General features: G+C 35.5%; 18 protein-coding genes. 1 reads left to right on the forward strand and 17 read right to left on the reverse strand.

Annotated elements, in window-relative coordinates:
• Position 1 precedes the first annotated feature (1 nt).
• The 12 genes from urtD to HUW50_RS24145 all read right to left on the reverse strand — a co-directional run bounded on the left by urtD (position 2) and on the right by HUW50_RS24145 (position 12,289).
• Positions 2-745, reverse strand: a complete 744-nt coding sequence (urtD, locus tag HUW50_RS24090; protein WP_185653424.1) for an urea ABC transporter ATP-binding protein UrtD — start codon at positions 743-745, stop codon at positions 2-4.
• Entirely contained in the window at positions 720-1,724 is a 1,005-nt protein-coding gene (gene urtC / locus HUW50_RS24095; RefSeq protein WP_066339665.1) for an urea ABC transporter permease subunit UrtC, read from the reverse strand. The genes urtD and urtC overlap by 26 nt, the downstream gene beginning before the upstream one ends.
• A gap of 83 nt (positions 1,725-1,807) precedes the next feature.
• The gene (urtB, locus tag HUW50_RS24100; protein ID WP_066339427.1) at positions 1,808-2,710 is read right to left on the reverse strand and encodes an urea ABC transporter permease subunit UrtB; all 903 of its coding nucleotides are present in this window, start codon (positions 2,708-2,710) and stop codon (positions 1,808-1,810) included.
• A 121-nt stretch (positions 2,711-2,831) separates the two neighbouring features.
• Positions 2,832-4,076 carry an urea ABC transporter substrate-binding protein gene (gene urtA / locus HUW50_RS24105; protein ID WP_066339430.1) on the reverse strand — a complete coding sequence of 415 codons (1,245 nt, stop codon included), beginning with the start codon at positions 4,074-4,076 and terminating at the stop codon, positions 2,832-2,834.
• Between the two features lie 320 nt (positions 4,077-4,396).
• Positions 4,397-5,176: an aminoglycoside adenylyltransferase domain-containing protein gene (locus HUW50_RS24110; RefSeq protein ID WP_066339433.1), complete on the reverse strand. Its 780-nt coding sequence runs from the start codon at positions 5,174-5,176 to the stop codon at positions 4,397-4,399.
• A gap of 58 nt (positions 5,177-5,234) precedes the next feature.
• Positions 5,235-6,152 carry an AraC family transcriptional regulator gene (locus HUW50_RS24115; RefSeq protein WP_066339435.1) on the reverse strand — a complete coding sequence of 306 codons (918 nt, stop codon included), beginning with the start codon at positions 6,150-6,152 and terminating at the stop codon, positions 5,235-5,237.
• 222 nt (positions 6,153-6,374) lie between these two features.
• Positions 6,375-7,394, reverse strand: a complete 1,020-nt coding sequence (locus tag HUW50_RS24120; RefSeq protein ID WP_066339441.1) for a Gfo/Idh/MocA family protein — start codon at positions 7,392-7,394, stop codon at positions 6,375-6,377.
• Positions 7,395-7,475: 81 nt separating this feature from the next.
• Positions 7,476-8,885, reverse strand: coding sequence for a sulfatase family protein (locus HUW50_RS24125; RefSeq protein ID WP_066339444.1), 1,410 nt, complete (start codon positions 8,883-8,885; stop codon positions 7,476-7,478).
• A 6-nt stretch (positions 8,886-8,891) separates the two neighbouring features.
• A complete protein-coding gene (locus HUW50_RS24130; RefSeq protein ID WP_066339447.1) occupies positions 8,892-9,716 on the reverse strand; it encodes a sugar phosphate isomerase/epimerase family protein in 825 nt (274 codons plus the stop codon).
• Positions 9,713-10,735: a Gfo/Idh/MocA family protein gene (locus HUW50_RS24135; protein WP_066339450.1), complete on the reverse strand. Its 1,023-nt coding sequence runs from the start codon at positions 10,733-10,735 to the stop codon at positions 9,713-9,715. The genes HUW50_RS24130 and HUW50_RS24135 overlap by 4 nt, the downstream gene beginning before the upstream one ends.
• 68 nt (positions 10,736-10,803) lie before the next feature.
• Positions 10,804-11,172: a sensory rhodopsin transducer gene (locus HUW50_RS24140; RefSeq protein WP_066339455.1), complete on the reverse strand. Its 369-nt coding sequence runs from the start codon at positions 11,170-11,172 to the stop codon at positions 10,804-10,806.
• 223 nt (positions 11,173-11,395) lie between these two features.
• Positions 11,396-12,289 (reverse strand): helix-turn-helix transcriptional regulator, encoded by an 894-nt coding sequence (locus tag HUW50_RS24145; protein WP_066339457.1) that lies wholly within the window; start codon positions 12,287-12,289, stop codon positions 11,396-11,398.
• Positions 12,290-12,407: 118 nt separating this feature from the next.
• Here HUW50_RS24145 and HUW50_RS24150 point away from each other — a divergent pair, with 118 nt between their 5' ends.
• Positions 12,408-13,211 (forward strand): phytanoyl-CoA dioxygenase family protein, encoded by an 804-nt coding sequence (locus HUW50_RS24150; RefSeq protein WP_083964793.1) that lies wholly within the window; start codon positions 12,408-12,410, stop codon positions 13,209-13,211.
• Between the two features lie 93 nt (positions 13,212-13,304).
• Here the strand turns inward: HUW50_RS24150 and HUW50_RS24155 are convergent, their stop codons facing one another.
• The 5 genes from HUW50_RS24155 to HUW50_RS24175 all read right to left on the reverse strand — a co-directional run bounded on the left by HUW50_RS24155 (position 13,305) and on the right by HUW50_RS24175 (position 19,721).
• Positions 13,305-14,132, reverse strand: coding sequence for a carbohydrate ABC transporter permease (locus HUW50_RS24155; RefSeq protein WP_066339459.1), 828 nt, complete (start codon positions 14,130-14,132; stop codon positions 13,305-13,307).
• 20 nt (positions 14,133-14,152) lie between these two features.
• Complete coding sequence (locus tag HUW50_RS24160) at positions 14,153-15,100, reverse strand: carbohydrate ABC transporter permease (protein ID WP_185653425.1); 948 nt, start codon at positions 15,098-15,100, stop codon at positions 14,153-14,155.
• A gap of 70 nt (positions 15,101-15,170) precedes the next feature.
• Positions 15,171-16,670, reverse strand: coding sequence for an ABC transporter substrate-binding protein (locus tag HUW50_RS24165; protein WP_066339469.1), 1,500 nt, complete (start codon positions 16,668-16,670; stop codon positions 15,171-15,173).
• 170 nt (positions 16,671-16,840) lie between these two features.
• On the reverse strand, positions 16,841-18,220 hold the full coding sequence (locus tag HUW50_RS24170) for a sulfatase family protein (RefSeq protein WP_066339471.1): 1,380 nt from the start codon (positions 18,218-18,220) through the stop codon (positions 16,841-16,843).
• Positions 18,221-18,602: 382 nt separating this feature from the next.
• Positions 18,603-19,721 (reverse strand): GNAT family N-acetyltransferase, encoded by a 1,119-nt coding sequence (locus HUW50_RS24175; RefSeq protein ID WP_066339474.1) that lies wholly within the window; start codon positions 19,719-19,721, stop codon positions 18,603-18,605.
• Positions 19,722-19,891: the final 170 nt, after the last annotated feature.

Here is a 19,891-nt window from a genome sequence, read left to right on the forward strand (position 1 = left end):
ATTATCCACTCCTTCCTAAATAAACGTTCTTCACTTCTTCGTTTTCTTGAATATCCTGCATAGCTCCTTCACAGAGCACCTTCCCCTCATGCATCACCACAACCTTTGTCGAAAACTTCCTTACAAAATCCATATCATGTTCCACAATCAGTACCGAGCATTTTTTTGCAATTTCTTCGATCAATTCACCTGTTTTATTACGTTCTTCACCTGACATTCCCGCTATAGGCTCATCTAAAAGCAAGAGTTTTGGTTCTTGAATCAGCTGCATCCCAATTTCAAGCCATTGTTTTTGACCGTGTGACAACGATTGTGCGAGTTCATCACGAACTTCATATAAACCAATTTTATTTAATAACTCATCAATTTTCGCTTTTTGAGAAACTGACATTTTCGCAAATATGATTGAAAACAATTTCTTTTTTTGCTTCATGGCAATTTCTAGATTTTCAAAAGGTGTTAATTGTAAAAAAATACTCGGAGCTTGAAATTTACGCACAATTCCTTTGTGAACAATTTTCTGTTCAGGAAGTTTTGTTAGTGAAATGTTTCCTTCAAAAATCACTTCACCATCGGTGGATCTTGTTTTTCCACATATGACGTCAAGGAGTGTTGTTTTCCCTGCACCATTAGGTCCAATTAAAAATAAAATCTCTCCACTTTCAACTTGTAAATCAACGCCTTGGAGTGCCTTAAAACCAGAAAAATCAACCATCACATTACGACACGAGAGAATCGGTTGCACCCTTTTCCTCCTCCTTTTTCTCTTTTTTGAAGAAGCGAACCTTAAACTTCTCAACAATACCAACTAAACCATTTGGTAAATATAAAACGACTAAGAGAAATAATCCGCCCAAGAAGATCGTCCAGAATTCAGGATAGGTTTCGCTTAAAAAGCTTTTAGCGCTATTTGTTAAGATCGCCCCAATTGCTGCACCTAAGATTGAATGCCTTCCTCCAATCGCTACCCATAAAACCATTTCAATAGAAGGAATAATTCCCATCATTTCTGGTGTAATAATCCCAACTTGCAATACAAACAGTGCACCAGCTATACCGGCAAAGGCTGCTGATAATGCATATATAAACACTTTAAATACGGCTGGGTTATAGCCTAAAAATCGAAGACGATTTTCCCCATCTCTAATCGCGATGAGCAATCTTCCAAAGCGTGTTTTTGTTAAAATGAGAGCTATTCCCATAACAATTGCTAATAAACTTACCGTTAAGAAATAAAGAAAGCTTTTTGTCCCTGGATCTGCTAACGGTACATGAAATACCGTAAAAAAGTTTGTTAAACCACTAGTTCCCCCTGTAATTTGCTGGCTACCAATAAATAATGTGACTGTAACGACAACAACAGCTTGTGAAATTAAGGAGAAGAAGACTCCTTTAATTCGATTTTTAAACGTAAAGTAACCAATAATCCACGCAATCAAAAATGGGAGTAAAATAGCAGAACCAATTGCGAAAATTGGATTTTTAAACATAGTCCATATAATAGGAAGTTCTGTAATTCCATTCCACTCCATGAAATCTGGCACTCCACTAGTAGAAGCCTCAAGTTTTAAGTACATCGCCATACAATAGGCACCCAATCCAAAAAAGACCCCATGCCCCAAACTCATAATTCCAGTAAAACCCCATATTAGACTGATCCCAACAGCGATAATTGCAAAGCATAAAAACTTAGCTAGCAAACCAATTCGAAAATCCGAAAGCATCAAAGGGGCAATTAACAGGAAGAGAAAAAACACTCCATAAAATGCTCCTTGGCTATATTTTTTAAACAATGACAGCACCTCCGTTAATCTAAAGCTCTCACCTTTGCACCTACGAGGCCAGTTGGTTTCCATTGTAAGAAAATGATAATAAATGCAAAAACGATTACCTTTGCAAATGTTGCACTTGTAGATAACTCAACAAATGTACTTAAAACTCCTAGCATTAGTGCTGCAATAATAGTTCCTTTTAATTTTCCGATACCACCTAATATAACGATCATAAATGCATCAACGATATACGATGTCCCTAATGTAGGACCGATAGAGCCGATCAATGTTAAGGAACAACCTGCAATTCCTGCAAAGCCACTACCAATAGCGAATGCAGTGCTATCAACCCTTCTTGTCGAGACACCTAAGCAAGAAGCCATATCACGATTTAATGTAACAGCCTTCATCCGTCTTCCCGAAGGAGTTTTATAAAGATATAGAAATAATAAGAAAATACACATTAACACTAATGCAACAATAAAAAGACGTTTGTAAGGGAATGTCATACCTGCCAATGTAAGTCCGCCGTTTAACCATTCTGGAGCAACAACTGCAACATTCGGTGCACCGAAGATCGAACGTGCAACCTGTTGTAAGATTAAACTCACGCCCCATGTTGCTAGTAAGCTATCAAGTGGGCGTTCATATAAAAATCGAACAACTGTCTTCTCCATTAATAACCCAAATAATGCTGCTACAAGAAAAGATAGTGGAATTGCTAGGATAAAATAATAACCAAAGGCTGCTTTAGGAAGATATTGAATAAATACTTGTTGAAGAACATATGTAGTATAAGCTCCCATCATAATAAATTCTCCGTGAGCCATGTTGATAATATTCATAAGCCCAAATGTAATTGCAAGACCTAAAGCAATTAACAAGAGGATGGAACCGAGGCTAACTCCATTAAATAGTTGCGTAACGATTATCGACAAGGATGTTTCCTCCTTTTCAATGCGAATCCTTCTAGGAACTATTGTTTCCCTTTTCGTTCTAGCATTCTAGTAATCTCTTGCTGAACGAAAAGGGGTTATATCACAAATATTTATAAATCCATTAATTAGCTTGTTGACTTAACCCTTCTGCCCAATCATATGTTTTTAAATATGGATCTGGTTTGACCTGCTCACCCGAGTTCCATACCTCTTTAAATTGTCCATCAGCTTGCACCTCACCGATGCGAACTGTTTTATAAATATGTTGTGTTTCACCATCAATTTTAACGACTCCCTCTGGAGCCTTAAACTCAACACCATCAGCTGCTTCCTTCACTTTTCCAACATCGAAAGAGCCTGCTTTTTCAACAGCTTCCGCCCATAAATAAACGGCAATATAAGCTGCTTCTATTGGGTCGCCTGTTACACGGTCTTCACCATATTTTACTTTATAGTTTTCTACAAAAGTCTTATTCTCTGGTGTGTCAGTTGTTTGATAGTAGTTCCATGCAGCATAATGACCTTCTAATACCTTAGCCCCTATTCCCCTAATCTCTTCTTCTGCAACACTTACAGATACAACTGGAATATCCTTAGCAGTTATTCCTGCATCTTGTAGTTGTTTAAAAAACGCAACATTACTATCACCATTTAAGGTATTAAAGATTACATCTGGTTTAGCCGATTTGATTTTATTAATAATCGTATTGTAGTCAGTGTGTCCTAGAGGTGTGTATTCCTCTGCAACGACCTTCCCGCCATTTGCTTCTAACTGTGCGTTTACAATTTTATTTGCTGTACGAGGAAACACATAATCAGAGCCAATCAAAAATATATTTTCACCTACGGTTTCTAACATCCAATCAACTGCAGGTACTATTTGTTGATTTGTGGTAGCTCCGGTATAAAAGATGTTTGGAGATTGTTCCATCCCTTCATACTGCACAGGATACCAGAGCAAACCATTGTTTTGTTCAACGACGGGAAGCATTGCTTTACGGCTAGCTGATGTCCACCCTCCAAAAATAGTTGCTACTTTATCCTGTTGAAGAAGTTTTCTAGCCTTTTCAGCAAAAGTAGGCCAATCTGATGCACCATCTTCAATAATAGGTTCAATTTGCTTACCAAGTACTCCACCAGCAGCATTGATCTCATCAATAGCCATCAATTCTGCGTCACGTAAGGAAACCTCACTTATTGCCATTGTGCCACTTAATGAATGGAGAATACCAACAGAAACTGTATCTCCTTCTACGGTGCCTGAACTTGAATCTGAGGTTGTTTCTTGAGCTGGTTTATTTGTCTGTGACGAACACGCTCCAAGGAAAAACACCATCATCAGTGATACTAAAAACCCTTTTCTCATTCTCAATCTCCAACACCCCTTTATGTATTTTCAGTATTAGAATCTCATACATCCACAAAAGATTGTTACAATTAGTAACTTTTAATGTAAGAAATACTAACACCACTTACTCTTCATATTATACATAATCTTCCTCTATAATCAAATTAATTTTTCAAATATTTTGAAATTAACCATTTTATTGGGGTAATTACTAAAAATTAAAGAAAACGTTCGTTAGATTTCCTTACATGCATTCTAAAAAACACAAAAAAAAATAACTAGGATTAAATTAGGCCCTAGTTTTTTCAAAAATTCTATATTGTATTAAGTATGTCTTTTTAACATGACTGAGCTTTATGTATAGTAAACTTGATGAAATCCTGTGATTCTTTAATGCGATCAAGATTGACACCATATTGCCAAGCTTTAGCTTCCTCTATCAAGCCACTCCATACTTGAAACATTTCCTGTGTCCAACATGCCGCATCTTTTTTTGTTGCAACAATACCATACTGCATCGTATATAAAGCCCTACACATCGTAAGAATTGCATAGGCTTGATAAACACTTGTATTTAATCGATGTGAATCTTCAAGCTGTGGTGCCCACCAATGTTTTAATGTATTCTTTTGCGCAATTCGTAAGTCATTGGAAGAAATGGGGTCAATCAGCATCTTCGGTTTAGGTCCAGCCAACGCTATGCCTTTTTCTCTAATAATATATCTTTGTATTACCCATTCATCCCCATGTCTGTCTAAACCAAATGAGCCATCTGAACGAATGACTGGATGTATTGAATTTGTTGGGTCATACCGACGTAGTGCGGTTTTATCTATATATGAGCCTTCAAAATTTGTTTTCCACAGCAATTCACTCAATAATATACGGGTATGTAAGGACTCTAGTTCAGATATTTTTTCTTTTGAAAGGGATTCTGATGTCACAACTAGATAATCAATATCACTCCTGTTTGGATCAAAGTCGCCAAGAGCAAGTGAACCATGTAAATACATTCCCACAAAGGTATTTTTTAAAATGCCTTTTACATCAAATAAGATCTTTTCTAATAATTCATTAACATCTGCATACTGAGTGAACTGTGAATCATTAACGATCAAAAGTAAAACCTCCAGCTCTACCATATTAATACTATAGTCAGAAACCTCTTCAAACTCATTAGCTATTAATCGTTGAATACCCCATTGCTGCTTTATATTTACCTGGAGAACAGCCTACAACTCTTCGAAATAACCTACTAAAAAAAGCGGGATCGTCATAACCGACCTTCATAGCAACATTAATTACTTTTTCGTCAGACTCGATAAGAAATTGTTTGGCCTTTTCAATTCTTATATTGTGAACCATTTCCACAACTGTCTGTCCTGTTTCTTGCTTGAACAGTCTATTTAAATGGCGTGGGCTTATATTAAAAAGATTACAAAGGGTCTGAATGGAAATTTTTTGATCATAGTTTCTTGATAAGTAACCACAAATACGTTGAATCAGTATATTAGTGTCATTTACGATATTATGAGAAGTATTGCTTTTCGAATTTCTTTCGTTATAAATCCGCGATAATAGAATCAACAATTCTACTAATTGTAGTCGTATTAAGGTTGAGTAGCACGAATTCTCCTTGTTGTATTCGTACATCATTCCTTCTAATAAATGTAAAAATCTAATCGAATAGTTCCCATCCAAGTTTAAAAGGTGATGAAACCGTTCATTTTTATCTAAAAAAGGATGTATATAAAAATAATCCATTGACTGTGATACTCCAAGCTCTTTTAACCATGAATCTTGAATTAAATTGGGCAGGAATAAACAATTTATGATTTCTAACGACTGCTCTTTCTCAATCAGAAAGGTGTGGGCTTCGCCAGGATTTATAATAAACACGTCATTCGTTTTAATCGTATATGATTGTCCTTCAAATAAATGTTTTGCATGACCTTTTACTACATATACTAATTCAATAAATTCATGTGAGTGAACTGGTGGAATGTTTAAAGAATCGTGATGGAAGCGTTGGATCCAAAATGGAAATTCTTTTGTTTTCATATAGTCACAAGATTGATATTTTGTAGCCGTCATTTATGTTCCTCCCCTAGATAAAAGATATGAGTAAAACTTCTCTAGGTAGTCGAAAATAAATCTCTTTTAAAACTCTACATCCAAATGCTTCATAATACCCCAACATCATTACTTTGGCGGAATTTAATTCCCCCACCGCTTTTCATTACTTCGTTTGAATTTTAAGTGGGGGTAGTACACACTATTAAAATTAGATAAAACTCAAATGTTAATTGTAAGTGCTTACATTACTTTTCTGCCCAATAACTTTGGTATTTCTATGACAGCACCGTTTTCGTTCTGAGAACGAATCGCTGCCTCTATGACTTCCTGAGCTGATAATGCATCCAAACCTGAACCAGCAACATATTCTGGATCGACTGATCTTTTAATATCACTAATAAATGAATTAATTCTATTTTTAAATGTTTCGTTAAAGCCACTCATTCCATTTAATACTGAATTCCGTACAACCTTCATTTCGGAACTTTTATGTGGATAAAAGGTGAGATTTTCATAGACGTTATCAATAATCAATCTTCCATTATTTCCTGCCACTTCACAATTTTCAATCGGATGATTGTTATCCATATCATAACTACCAGTTAAGTGACCTACAGCACCTGATTCAAATTCTAGATTAATAGAAGCAGTAGACCAAACAGTTCTTCCAGGAGCTTTCGTCATAAACGCTTGAACACGGCGAATATCACCAGCAAAATAACGCATAACGTCAATCGAATGCGGATGAAGTGCTCTTAAATGGATCCAAGGGCTTGATTCATTTGGGTTACCAATTGTTAATTTCATATTTACGAAAAGCAGTGTACCAAGATCTCCTTTATCAATCCACTCCTTCGCCAAATGAGCAGCAGGTACAAAACGGTGATTAAGATTGCATCCTAGCCTTACATTTTGTAAACGAGCATACTCGACCATTTCCCTCGCTTCCTTTATGCAGTTTGATAATGGTTTCTCAACTAATACATCGATGCCAGCTTCTATTGCTAACATAGCAGGTTCATAATGTTGTGATCCATTTTCTTTTCCACCAGTAGCTACACTTATTACATCAATCTCTTCATCTTTAAGCATCGTTTTCAAATCCGTATAAGCGTTGACTTTACATTCGTTAGCTACAGTTTTTACTAATGACTCATTAAGATCACAAACTGCTACTAATTGTACATCCCTATGTTCTTGATAATAGCGACAATGGATTTTCCCGATATGATTTACACCTACGACAGCAGCTTTTAGCAAAACACTCACCCTTTCAATATATAAATGCTTCGGAGAAAACAGATCCCCCGAAGCATTTATTTAGCTGAAGATGCTCTCTCTTCATTTATTCTCTACGTGTTCTTCTTTTTCCTTCTCCTGTAGTTGCTGTGCAGTATTTATTGATCCAATATACATTGAATCATATGCTTCCTGTGATGTTTCGAATGGCCCTCGTTCCATTCCATGCCAATTTAAATTCGTGTACATTGGATTTGTCCGACCTGTTTCACGCTCACGTTTCGCTATATAAGCGTCCATTCTACCTAATAATAAATTAACGATTTGCGGTTCTTGATCTGCAATATTATTTAGTTCTTCAGGATCTTTAATAATATTGTACAATTCAATTTCAGGTTTAAAATGAAAATCAGGCTCAAGTGCACGTATTAGCTTCCATTCAGGAGTACGCCAGCCATGCTTACGCATCCAAGTGCATTCTGTAATATAAAAATCTGACTCTTGTAAAAAACCTTCTACTTCCCCTGTTATTAGGGATGTTAGATTTCGTCCATCAAACGAAATATCTGTTTCAATGTCGATAAGATCTAATAATGTCGGCATAATATCTTTTATTAAAGTGATATCTGAAAACCTTTTTCCTTCTGGTAGTTTACCAGGAAATTTTAAAATTAATGGAACTACTAAATTATGTTCATAAAGACTATGGTGATCATACCAACATTGATGCTCATTCAAGGTTTCACCATGATCAGAAGTTATAATAATCATCGTCTCTTCCTCAATACCAAGAGATTCAACGGTTGTTAAGATGTTTTGAATACATGCATCCATATATGCAATCGCACCATCATACTGTGCATCCACATAATTAGAGTCAGTCAAGCCCTCTGGAAGCCATGAGGTAAGGAAATCAGCAAACGGTTTAAATTTCTTCATCTCATTTAACGATTCATTTGTAGGATCAAATTCATTTCCATCATAAAACATTCTTTCGTAAGGTTTTGGCGGTAAGTACGGTGAATGTGGATCCATATGTCTTAAGAATAAGAAAAATGGTTGATCTTCTTCTGCAAGTCTTTTTAATTCTGGAATTGTTACATCATTTAAATTTTGAGCCTTTGGACAACGTCCGGAATCATCTGGCTGCCATGCTTCATAATCTAGGTATTTTTGAAATCCACGTGCAGATGGGTTTCCGGTAAACCCTACACATGTTGTGTTATAGCCATTTTCTAAAAGGATTTCTGGTAGTGTCTTTACATGTTCACCTAACGGACCATTATGTCTAAGTGCTACTACATCTGTACCAAAGCAATCCATACCTGTAAGCATCGAAGCATAACCAGGAGTAGTCGGGATACTTGGACTGAAATGATTTTCAAATAATACACCCGCTTCAGCAAATTTATCAATATGTGGGGTAGTTAAACGATTATACCCATACGCACTCATCCGGTCTCGTCTAAGACTATCAATACCAAAAAGAATTACATTTGTTTTCTTTGCCATTATCCCCTATCCTTTCTGAGCTAAATTTGCTTCTCTTGCACCTAATGACTTTAAGCAAGCATTTAAATATCCATAGCTTTCAGCTGCAACAATGGAAACGTCCGCTAACGTGTGTTGGTTTGCTCCGATTACCTCCAAACAAACTGGACCTGAATAATTAGCATCAACCATTGCTTTGCAATAAGCGAAAAGATCAATATCACCACGTCCACATGCTTGATTTTGAATGTCACCTGGACCCTTCGTCCGTCCTTTGCAATCTCGGATATGAATATGTTGTACTCGTTCGATCACTCTAGCTAGCTCTTCTTCTGGATTTTCATTCCCTCGATAAATATGGCTCGGATCCATATCAATCCCAAAAGCCTTCGAGGAAATCTCATTCATTGCTCGCAATGTTGTTGGTGTATTATAGATCGCATTTCCTACATGAGCTTTTACACAAAGTGTGACCCCATATGTCTCTGCTTTTTTCGATAAACGATAAAGGGTTTCAATAGATTGTTGAAGGTCACCATCATCTCCTGATTTTCCACCGGGACCTACGTTTATGATTGGAATTCCAATTTCTGCTCCTGCTTCAAAAGCCTTTGTCAACCTCTCTTCATCAAGTGATGCTACTTCCATTGAAAGAAATTCAAGACCATTCTCCTCAACTATTGCCCTTAATTCAGGTGCTTGTTCCTTCCAACGGTCTAACTCTAGATGCTCACACATACCCTTAATAGCTGATATTTCGACACCATCATATCCACATAATGCAATTTGTCTTGCCGCAGTTGCAAAATCAAAATCCTTAAATAAAACAGAGTTTACACCAAGTTTAATCATTTTACCCCTCCTGAAATAAGTTCTATATCCTTTACATCGACAATCGTTCCTGTTTCAAATGACTTGATGGCTGCTTCGATAATTTGTTGGGCCTTAAGGGCATCATCACCAGATCCATCCACTTGATCATATGAGACTCCAGAAATCAGTTGATCTACAAAAGCATGTATTCGGCTTTTGAAGGTTTCAGGGAATGATCTCATTCCGCCAAGATAACTGTAGCTTTCTGTCTCAATGCTTGTTCGTGGGTAATAGGTTAATTGTTCACATGCATCTTCAAGGACAAAGCGACCTTTAGAACCGACCACTTCACAAAGCTCAAGACCATAACTTGCCCCGGCATCATAGCTGCCCACTAAATTTCCAATTGCACCATTTTCAAACTCAAGAATAATTTGTGTATTAGACCAAATTTCCCGTCCTTCACCCTTCATCATAAACGCTCCAACTCTTTTTACATCTCCACAGAAATATCTAATGACATCAAAGGAATGTGGATGCAATGCTCTTAAGTGGAACCATGGTGAACTTTCAACTGGATTGTTAATCCACATTCTCATATTAATCATGTGAAGCTTGCCAAGACGACCATTTTCTACCCAACCCTTTGCTTTCTCTGCAGCAGGTGTAAAGCGATGATTGAGGTTGACCGCATAGGGAATTTCATTTTGTCTGGCAAGTTCAACCATTTGCCTTCCTTCTTCAACATTATTTGAAATCGGCTTTTCGCCTAGAACCGGGATCCCTGCTTTTAATAATTCCATAGTTGGTGCAAAGTGCTCACCACCGTTTTCTTCTCCTTTTGTACAAACACTTACAAGGTCGAGTTCAATACCACTTGCAAGCATTTCACTAACACTGTAAAATGCTTTTCCACCATACTTAGTTGCTGCTTGTTCAGCTTTGATCTTTATGATGTCACATACAGCTACAATTTCAGTGTTTGGATGGTCTTTATATACAGAAGCGTGAATACTACCAATATTACCGACCCCTACTATAGCTACTTTTAAAGTCATTTTTTCATCCCTCGCATTTTTCATTATTTTTCTTAGCGTTTTTTATTGAATAGTTCTTATATAAGTATCTAGCTTTCTATTGGATAGCCCATTGTCGTAAATAGCGCTAGTGCCTCTTGAGATGTATCTAATCGGCTATGTTGTACAATAATCGGCACAGTACTATCAACTTTTATTGCATAAGGCACATTTCTTGGAACTTTATTTCCATCACGATCTTCCAACTTATCTAAACGAATATGATGAGTTCTTTTTGAACCACATTCTGAGATGAATGTTTCCATTGGTTCTCGATCTTCAAAATAGAAGGTTAGTTGTATTTCTGCGTTACTTTCCGTTAGATTCAAGACACAAACAGCCTCATGACTAACTTGTTCACCCCTGCTTTTCGGTTGAAGAAACCCATCTGGGATAATCCAAGTTTTTTTTCCAATCAATTCACATACCCCATCTCATTTAAATGTAATCGCTTTCGTAATTAGATTTTTTAACAGTCAATTCCTAGTTGGTATAATTAAATAATAGCTAAAACCTTTAAAATCATCATTGCCCATTCTGCCACCTTAATGGTGGATTCGGCCAATTTTCTAAATTCCCTATATTGCTAACCTTTAAAACTTTGTCTTTGATTCTACAATGCAATTTTAATAGAGATGTATTTTACGTTTTAGACCTAAACCAATTTCGGTACTTAGATGGAGACATTTTTGAATATTCTTTAAATGTTCGATTAAAATGACTTATATCTTCAAAACCAACTTCTGATGCAATGAAGATAATTTTTTCGTTAGTATGTGCTAACATTTTTTTTGCTTGATTTATTCGGATTTCGTTCCGATATTCGATAAAAGTATGACCAACAATTCCCTTGAATTTAGACGTGAAATTTGATTTACTCATTCCTGATAATTTACTCACCTGTTCAAGTGTTAAAGGGCGATTATAATGAATTGTGATAAATTTGCAGATTTGATCTATTATTTCTTTATATTCACAATCCATGATGATCTTTTGAGTTGAAGTATTTTCATAGTAACGACTTAATAAAATAAAAAGCTCCAACATTCTTGTTTTTATCAGAATTTGATAGCCATTTTCCTTATGTTTATATTCTTGCGCGATTTTTTGTAGAAGTATCATCATTTCTGATTGTTGCTTGTATGTTAAAATCAAATGATCTTTGAAATGAACAGTCTCTCTTAAAAAAGGTTCAACATAGAAAAAAGATAAAAAAGACTCCAAATGTGATAGTGATTCTATTTCTTGTTTTAAGAATTTGGGTTGAAATAATAAATTATATACCTTTAGATGTTCATGGTTTCCAACCTCAAATCCATGAATCTTTTCTGGTTCAATAATAAATATGTCACCCTCTTTGATGGTAAAGACTTTCTCTTGATAAATATGGGATCCGCTTCCTTCTATGACGTACACTAATTCGAAAAATTCATGAGAATGCTGTTCAATTATTTCGTTACTGCTGATTGTAAATGGAGCGATATAAAATAAGAACTCTTCACTTTCAAAAAACTCCGCTGATTGTAAATAAATCAAAAATATCCCCACTCCCTGGAAGATTAACCAAGAATCTAAGTAAATTTACCAAGATTAATAGGACTTTCCACAATACAATTAATTTTATAGAATCTATTTATTGAAATGGGAGGTAAGTATGAAACATTTACTGAGTAAAAATCTACTCACAGAAGAAAAAGTTATGTTTTACAGAGAAAATGGATTTGTTCAAATTGATAACGTTTTAAATCTAGAAGAAATTTCAGAATTAAGAACGTATCTTGATGAAGTGATGGATGAAAATAATGGGTTATCGATTCAAACAGATACAAAAGGTGGTGCCTACTATAAGGTGCTTAACCAAAGAGTCAATACGTGGCGTGATCATGCAGGTATGGCAAGGTATGTGTCACATCCTCGTCTTGCGAGTATCGCCCTTCAATTAAGTGGAGTCAGTGGGGTCAGACTTTTTCATGACCATGCACTATTAAAAATGCCTGGTGATTCGAAACCAACTCCTTGGCACCAAGATTTTCCTTATTGGCCACTTAATAAAGAAACAAGCAAAAAGACACTTTCTATTTGGATTGCATTGGATGATGTAGATGAAAATAATGGCTGTATGATGTTTTTGCCTAAATCTCATGAGGTTGGGCAATTAAAACCAATTAACCTTGTTGATCCTGAAGATATTTTTGAGTACACGAAAAGCTCTAGTATACCTGACAAAACACCAGTAATTGTAAGAATGAAAGCCGGTAGCTGTACCGTCCATTCTGGATTAACGTTTCATCATGCTCATGCGAATAAAACTAATAAGCCCCGAAGAGCACTTGTTATAATTTACATGCCTGATGGAACAACTTATAATAATAAGCCTCATGTCATTACAGATCCTCTAAATTTAGCTAAAGATGAAAAACTTCAACATGGAATATTTCCCCTATTAGCTTTTAGATAATGGTTATTGGCATATAATTAGAGGCATCATTTATACACATAATGATGCCTCTAATTTTAGATTAGTAAATAATGTGATTCATATTGGAATGAGCTAAATTTTCACTGCACCCGAGGTTAACCCTTTCATAAATAATCTCATCGTAAATAAAAACAGAATAAGTAATGGCAATGAAGCAATGGTGTATCCAGCAAACATCGGCCCATATAATGTTTGTGATACAAATTGACTTTCGAATTGGATTAATCCAACTGTTATTGGAAATTTATCAGGGTTGCTCATTAATACAAGTGGCATCATATATTCATTCCAGATCGCAAGTAGATTCCAAATGGCCATGGTACCAATAATTGGCTTAGATAAAGGAAGGACAATTTGCCAAAATACACGAAGTTCACCGCACCCATCTATACGTGCTGCCTCAAACAATTCCTCAGGTAATGATGCGAATGATTGTCGGAATACAAAAATTGTAAAAGCTTGACCACCGGCAGCAAATGCGATAATCAATCCCAAATAAGAGTCTAGCAATCCAAAACTTTTTATTAAAAGGAAAAGAGGAATTAACGTTAGCAAGCCTGGAATCATTAATAAGGCAACAACTGACATGTACAGAAAGTTTTTCCCTTTATACCGTAACCGAGCAAATGAATATCCAGCCAAAGCTGAAGTTGCAATGATGATTATTACACTAGCAACCCCAATAAATACGGAGTTAAAAATGTATCCACCGATTGCTTCCCATGCAGTAGCATAATTTTCAAAATGTAACGGAAAGGTTATCCCAAAAAAGTTACTATAAAATTGTCCATTTGTTTTAAACGAGGTAATAATCATATAAAAAAACGGGTACAGTGCGACAAAGGCTAACAAAATAAGCAATAGATGACTCCATAAATCCTGCTTTATTGTTTTCAGCATTGTAATCTCCTTTCTGGTATTTATGCTTTGTATTCAGTACTAGGATTGATATATTTCATTTGAATCCAAGTTAATATAAGAACAATTACAAATATAATCATCGAAACCGCCATTCCTAAACCAAATTCACCGTTTTGGAAAGCAAGGAAATACATATAAAGTCCTGGAACATAAGATGAATAACCTGGTCCTCCATTTGTCATTACGAGTGGTAATGTTACGTTTTGAAGCAATTGAATGACTGTTAAGATTAAGATTAATTTTACTTGTCCCATAACTAATGGAATCTCAATTTGAAAAAATCTTCTTACTTTAGTAATTCCATCAAGTTTCGCTGATTCATAAACACTTTCTGAAATAGACTGTAGTCCTGCGAAAAAGATTAATAGATTAAATGGAACGACAAATGGGAAGCCGACAAACATCAATGCATATAGAGCAATATTTGGATCTCCAAGCCAGTTTTGGATAATTCCTTCAAGGCCCAGTGTTTTCAATAACGTATTAAGTACACCTACGTTTGGATCATAGATAAAACTCCAAATCATAAACATAACGATTCCCGGTACAACAACCGGTATAACAAATAATACTCGATAGATATATTGCATCCTCTTACTTTTTAAATGAAAAATCATAACAGCAACAATTAATGGAACTAATAATTCGACAAGTACTTTTACAACTGTCCATATCCCGACATTTTTCATCGAAATCAAAAATATCTTGTCTTTGAATAAGCTTATATAATTTTGAATCCCAGTAAATTGTGGTTGATTGAACCCATCCCAGTTCGTAAATGAAAAACCGATAGCAATTAATGCAGGGTAATACATAAATGTTATTAAAAGTATGAAGGAAGGAATCAGCATTCCATAGCCAGATTTCCAATTGAAACGTAATTTTCCTGATTTTTTATTTATCTTTACTATTTCCTTGTTTTCGATCTGTTGGACTGTTTCAGGCATTTTCAACTCTCCTTTCATTTAGGAAAGCGGGTTATTATAGAAATCCCTTTAATAACCCGCTCTCGTTTATTTATTCATCCAAGTATTCTGATAAATCCCAGTTATTTTGCTGAATTAGGGAATCTGCTGTTTTTTCCATTTCTGTATCTGCTACTTTAGCAAATTCCTCTAAAGTTGTTTCTCCTAGAATATAGCTTTGGAAGGCACGATAAATAGCATCCAATTCTTTCTTCTCAAGGTTTATTCCTCCAAATACACTTTGTAACGGCTGATTTGCAAGATCAGATAAACCACTAAGTTCGTCTATTGGCTTTGCACCAACGACAGTAGGAACATTTTCTCCTAATTCATTTACGATTTCTTCATTACGCTCAGGTGTTGTAATATACATTAACCAATCAACAATTGCTTTTTCCTTCGCTGTAGTTAATGAGTTATTTGCTTGCTTAGACGGAACCGCATATTGGAACGAGGCACTTGGACCACCAATCGCTGCAGATGAATCAAAATCAGTTGCGAATTCTGAAACACCCTTATCAGGATATGGATTTTTAAAAGACGACCATTCAAAATCAGGATTCGCTGATTTTATTTGCTGAGATGCCCAAGAGCCATCGAAATACATTCCAACCTCTCCTGTTAAAAAGGCAAGCATTGTTCCTTGTCCATTTGAATCTCCACCTGTAAAGTCAGGCTGCCAATATTGTGAAAAGTCCTTTAAGATTGGCCAAATTTCCATCCACTTTTCATTTTCTGATCCATACACACCCTTTTTAATGGCAATAACCTGATCTTCATTAGTAATCCCTTCATTTCCTGTATATCTTAAGTCGTCATATTCATCTGCAAAGAAGTTTGTAAAGAATAATCGAGTCAACCATGTAATTCGATCAGTACCAGTAGGTGTAGAAGCTAGATTCCAAGCAAATGGAATATAACCTGCATCCTTTAATTTTTGTGATGCATCAATAAATTCAGACCATGTTTTTGGAAGCTCCTTAATACCAGCTTTTTCAAATGCTTCAACATTGTAGTAAGTAGCTGTACCAACATAATCACCATTAATGACATACGTACTTCCATCTGCAGATTTCGTATCAGAAATAATTTGTTTATTTAAAAGTTCATTCCATGGTTTATTGTCAACATAAGGATTTGGTTGATCTAAATACTTTGACAAATCTGTAAGTGTACCTTTTGCTAATGCTGTATTTGCATCATACCATTGTGACCAAATGATGTCTGGAAGCTGTCCACCGGAAGCTTTTGTTCGCACCCATGTCATATAATCCTGATCAGCTGGTAGACCTTTAATGAATTCAATTTTAACGCCAGTTTCCTTCTCATACTCTTCAGCTAATTTTTTTAATACAGTTGCTGGCTTTTGGTTTGCATTTAATACCCGGTTCGGACTATAGGTACCGGCATACATTTTAATCGTTCCTTTAAATTCTTCGTCTGTTTCCTCTGTTTCTTCTGGAGAAGAGCTTGGAACGATACATCCTGACAACAATGAAATCATTAGCATTGCGATAAATGAAATAATCCATAATTTCTTCAAGCGTTTCATCTTTTAATCCCCCCACTTTTTTAAAATTTTCACCTATTAAAATAAGTGCAAAAAATAATTAATAAAACTTGTTAAAGCTCAAGGGTGATATATTCCTACCAAATAGTACAGAATATTCAGAAATATAAATTCGTACTTCCTTGAATTCTAGGAAGCATTTGTAATAAAGATTAATTTCTTACATGTAAATCAATTTTTTCTCGCCGTGGATTTGCTTTCCATTCATCCCAAGTCAAACCGTAATCAGAGAGAACTTTTTCAATCCTTTTTCGAAAAGGTAAGCCTTCTTCCCTAAGCACTACTTTCATTGGATCCTCTCGATCTCCAAGCTTCGATTCTACCCATTTATTTAACATATTTTTGTATTTTTCCACATGATCAGGTAGAAGATCAGCAAGATTTGTTTCTTCATTTGGATCGATTAGTAAATCATACAGTTCAGAAGGAGATCTAGTAAAAGGACCAGAGTCATACGTTTCAATGTACTTATAACGTTCGGTGCGAATACCTCTAGAAGCTTGCCATGCACATTCACTTAAATAAATTTCTGAATGAATAGGATCATTTTTTCCTTGAATGTATGGCCATAGACTTTTCCCATCAAGTTCGTCTGGGATTTCTAGACCTATTGATTCTAAAATAGTTGGCATCAAATCTGCATGTTGTACTAACTTATTAATTCTTACCCCTTCTGGAATCATTCCTGGCCACCTGATAATCATTGGTATATGGACAGTTGCCTCATATAAGCCACAATGATCCCAGTAAATATCATGCTCTGTTAAACTTTCACCATGATCTCCAAATAAGACTAGCATGGTGTCATCTTTAATACCTTGTTGCATAAGAAATTCATCTAAATCTTTAAGCATATCGTCTAAATATCTAATCTCAGCATCGTATAAAGCGTTTACATAATTCGAATCAGTAATATTACCTAGCAAATCATAGTGATGATGCTTAAAAAACGGATAAGCCGGATGATTAAATGCAGATTCCATACTTTTATTAGTCGGATCGTAGGGGTCCTGACCGGACTGATAAAACTGAGGGATATATTCTTTAGGTGGTAAATAAGGTGTATGTGGGTCCCAATAGTGAAGAAAAAGAAAGAAATCCTCATCTTTATGCTCTTTTATCCATGGCTTTGCAAGATCATTAATTGATTGACCATCAATCCATCTTGTTTTTCCAATTGTGTTCATGTAGTATTGATATCCTCTAGCAAACCATTCCTTTAAATGATATAAATTATCGACTGCAGCAGTAGTATAACCTGCTTTTCTAAGTGTTGTAGGAAGCCATTCGTTTTCTTTTGGTAAGTATGTTGATGGCGATCCATGGGACACAACTCCTGTTGTTAAGCCGACTTTCCCTGTAAAAATACTCGTATGGGCAACTTCTGTTGGAACATCAGATGCGTAAGCGTTTTCAAAAATAACCCCCTGTTTTGCGATTTTATCAATATACGGACTAGTTGGAAGCTGATATCCATAGCATCCTAGTCGCTTAGCCCTAAGTGTGTCTAGTGAGATAAAAATTATTTTCACTATTATCCCCCTTTTTTATGTTTTCTAAAAGAATGTGAAACTTCTATTCCCCTATATGTATCATACTTTTTAGCATTAACAAATTCATGGTCGTTAAGGACATGTTATTGGTGGATTCAGCCATATGTGTTCAATAGTTGGTAGGAAAGGTGTAAACGATGGGTAAATGAAGGAAATAAGTAGATATAGATAGTAGAAAGGTCAAATCAGCATTTAAAAGTTTTAAAAGGAGATTCAAAGTCTGAGCGGAACAGGTATGACTCATGCAGGCGTTTACGCCAAGGAGTCTCACCTCTCCGCCCCGTGGAAAGCAAGTATCTCTCGCAGCAATCAACTACACCGAGCTAATTTGTAAATTGCAAAAAGCTTGCGAAAACAGCGATTATATAAAATTCAAACCAGCTGTATATGGAAACGGAATTGGGAGTATATCCCTAAAATCATTTTGAAGTTCCAAAATTTCAGGGTTATTTGGTTGTGAATCAAAAACGAACGAAACAAAATCCTTACTATGTATCGTTGTGGTCATGTTTGTAGAGGATACTTGAATATGTTCACGATCCGTATATTTACACTCAATGGGCTCGAAGTGTTTGGATTTTAGATAAGGATTTAGTTGTTTTAAAAATCGTTCAGGATTAATGATATAAATGGTCCCTTCATTTTTTTCAAGAGTAAAAGTTGAACCTGAACCTTTCAATTCATTTTCTAATAACTGTTCATGCCATGGGACTGCAACTTCTATTTCTTCCAAATCATATGCCTTGATTGCATAGGATAGTAAGTCTTTAATCTCGTTTGGGTTACCTGCCCACTCAATCATCTTTCCCTTTTGTTCTCGTCTTTGTCGATCTGGTACCCCTAGGACTAAGAAGCTACTTACCTTATTATCCTTATCTAGGATTAACGTTTTATGTGTTAAATTCAAACAACTAGCAAAAGCTTCAGCATGGATCATAGTTTGTAGATCTGTCACACTTTGATCATATGAAATTAGTCTTTGTTGAGCAATTTGATTCATTTGGAATAAATCTTCTTTTTGCAATTCTCTAATTTGACTATCACTTTTTTCATGAATATTTTCAAATTGAACATTAAATTTTGATACACTACCGAAATGGCAACAGTTTACACGTGTGTATAACGATCGATCCCCTGATACAAGAAGCAAGGAAGCATCTGAAGAATCTATATATTCGAATACTCTTTCTAAAATTTGACTAGCAATCCCTTTTTTGCGGAAATCCTCTGCTGTACAAACAGAACCTAATGAAAATACATTTAACCTCGCTTCACCTATTTTTATTACAGATGGTACTAACCCCATAAAAGAAACTAACTCTCCATTATGAAATGCACCAAACGATTGTCCAATCGTACTTTGTGAAAATATAAATGGAAACGCCTCTCCCATCGACTTTTGTTGATGATTTCGAAATGTTTTATCTGATAGCTCAATCGCAACTTGTCTTTCATGTTCTTCCAATTGACGAATTTCCATCCTAACATCCCCTTATCTAGTTTTCTAGAGTTACTAAAAAAACTCGCTTCTTCTTTATATTACTATAATTCAACCTTTTTTTGATAACGTTTACAAATTTTGATAGACAAGAAACAATTTTGTTATTAAAATAATTATTACTATGAAAATATAAATAACCTTTATTTCAA

The organism is Metabacillus sp. KUDC1714, from assembly GCF_014217835.1.
Taxonomy (GTDB): domain Bacteria; phylum Bacillota; class Bacilli; order Bacillales; family Bacillaceae; genus Metabacillus; species Metabacillus rhizosphaerae.

Bases quoted from the DNA above. Each gene is read 5' to 3' on its own strand.
- HUW50_RS24165 (WP_066339469.1), bottom strand. From the start codon at position 16,670: ATGAAACGCTTGAAGAAATTATGGATTATTTCATTTATCGCAATGCTA.
- HUW50_RS24150 (WP_083964793.1), top strand. From the start codon at position 12,408: ATGAAACATTTACTGAGTAAAAATCTACTCACAGAAGAAAAAGTTATG.
- HUW50_RS24125 (WP_066339444.1), bottom strand. From the start codon at position 8,885: ATGGCAAAGAAAACAAATGTAATTCTTTTTGGTATTGATAGTCTTAGA.
- HUW50_RS24155 (WP_066339459.1), bottom strand. From the start codon at position 14,132: ATGCTGAAAACAATAAAGCAGGATTTATGGAGTCATCTATTGCTTATT.
- HUW50_RS24135 (WP_066339450.1), bottom strand. From the start codon at position 10,735: ATGACTTTAAAAGTAGCTATAGTAGGGGTCGGTAATATTGGTAGTATT.
- HUW50_RS24175 (WP_066339474.1), bottom strand. From the start codon at position 19,721: ATGGAAATTCGTCAATTGGAAGAACATGAAAGACAAGTTGCGATTGAG.
- HUW50_RS24115 (WP_066339435.1), bottom strand. From the start codon at position 6,152: ATGACGGCTACAAAATATCAATCTTGTGACTATATGAAAACAAAAGAA.
- urtC (WP_066339665.1), bottom strand. From the start codon at position 1,724: ATGCTTTCGGATTTTCGAATTGGTTTGCTAGCTAAGTTTTTATGCTTT.
- HUW50_RS24130 (WP_066339447.1), bottom strand. From the start codon at position 9,716: ATGATTAAACTTGGTGTAAACTCTGTTTTATTTAAGGATTTTGATTTT.
- HUW50_RS24160 (WP_185653425.1), bottom strand. From the start codon at position 15,100: ATGCCTGAAACAGTCCAACAGATCGAAAACAAGGAAATAGTAAAGATA.
- urtA (WP_066339430.1), bottom strand. From the start codon at position 4,076: ATGAGAAAAGGGTTTTTAGTATCACTGATGATGGTGTTTTTCCTTGGA.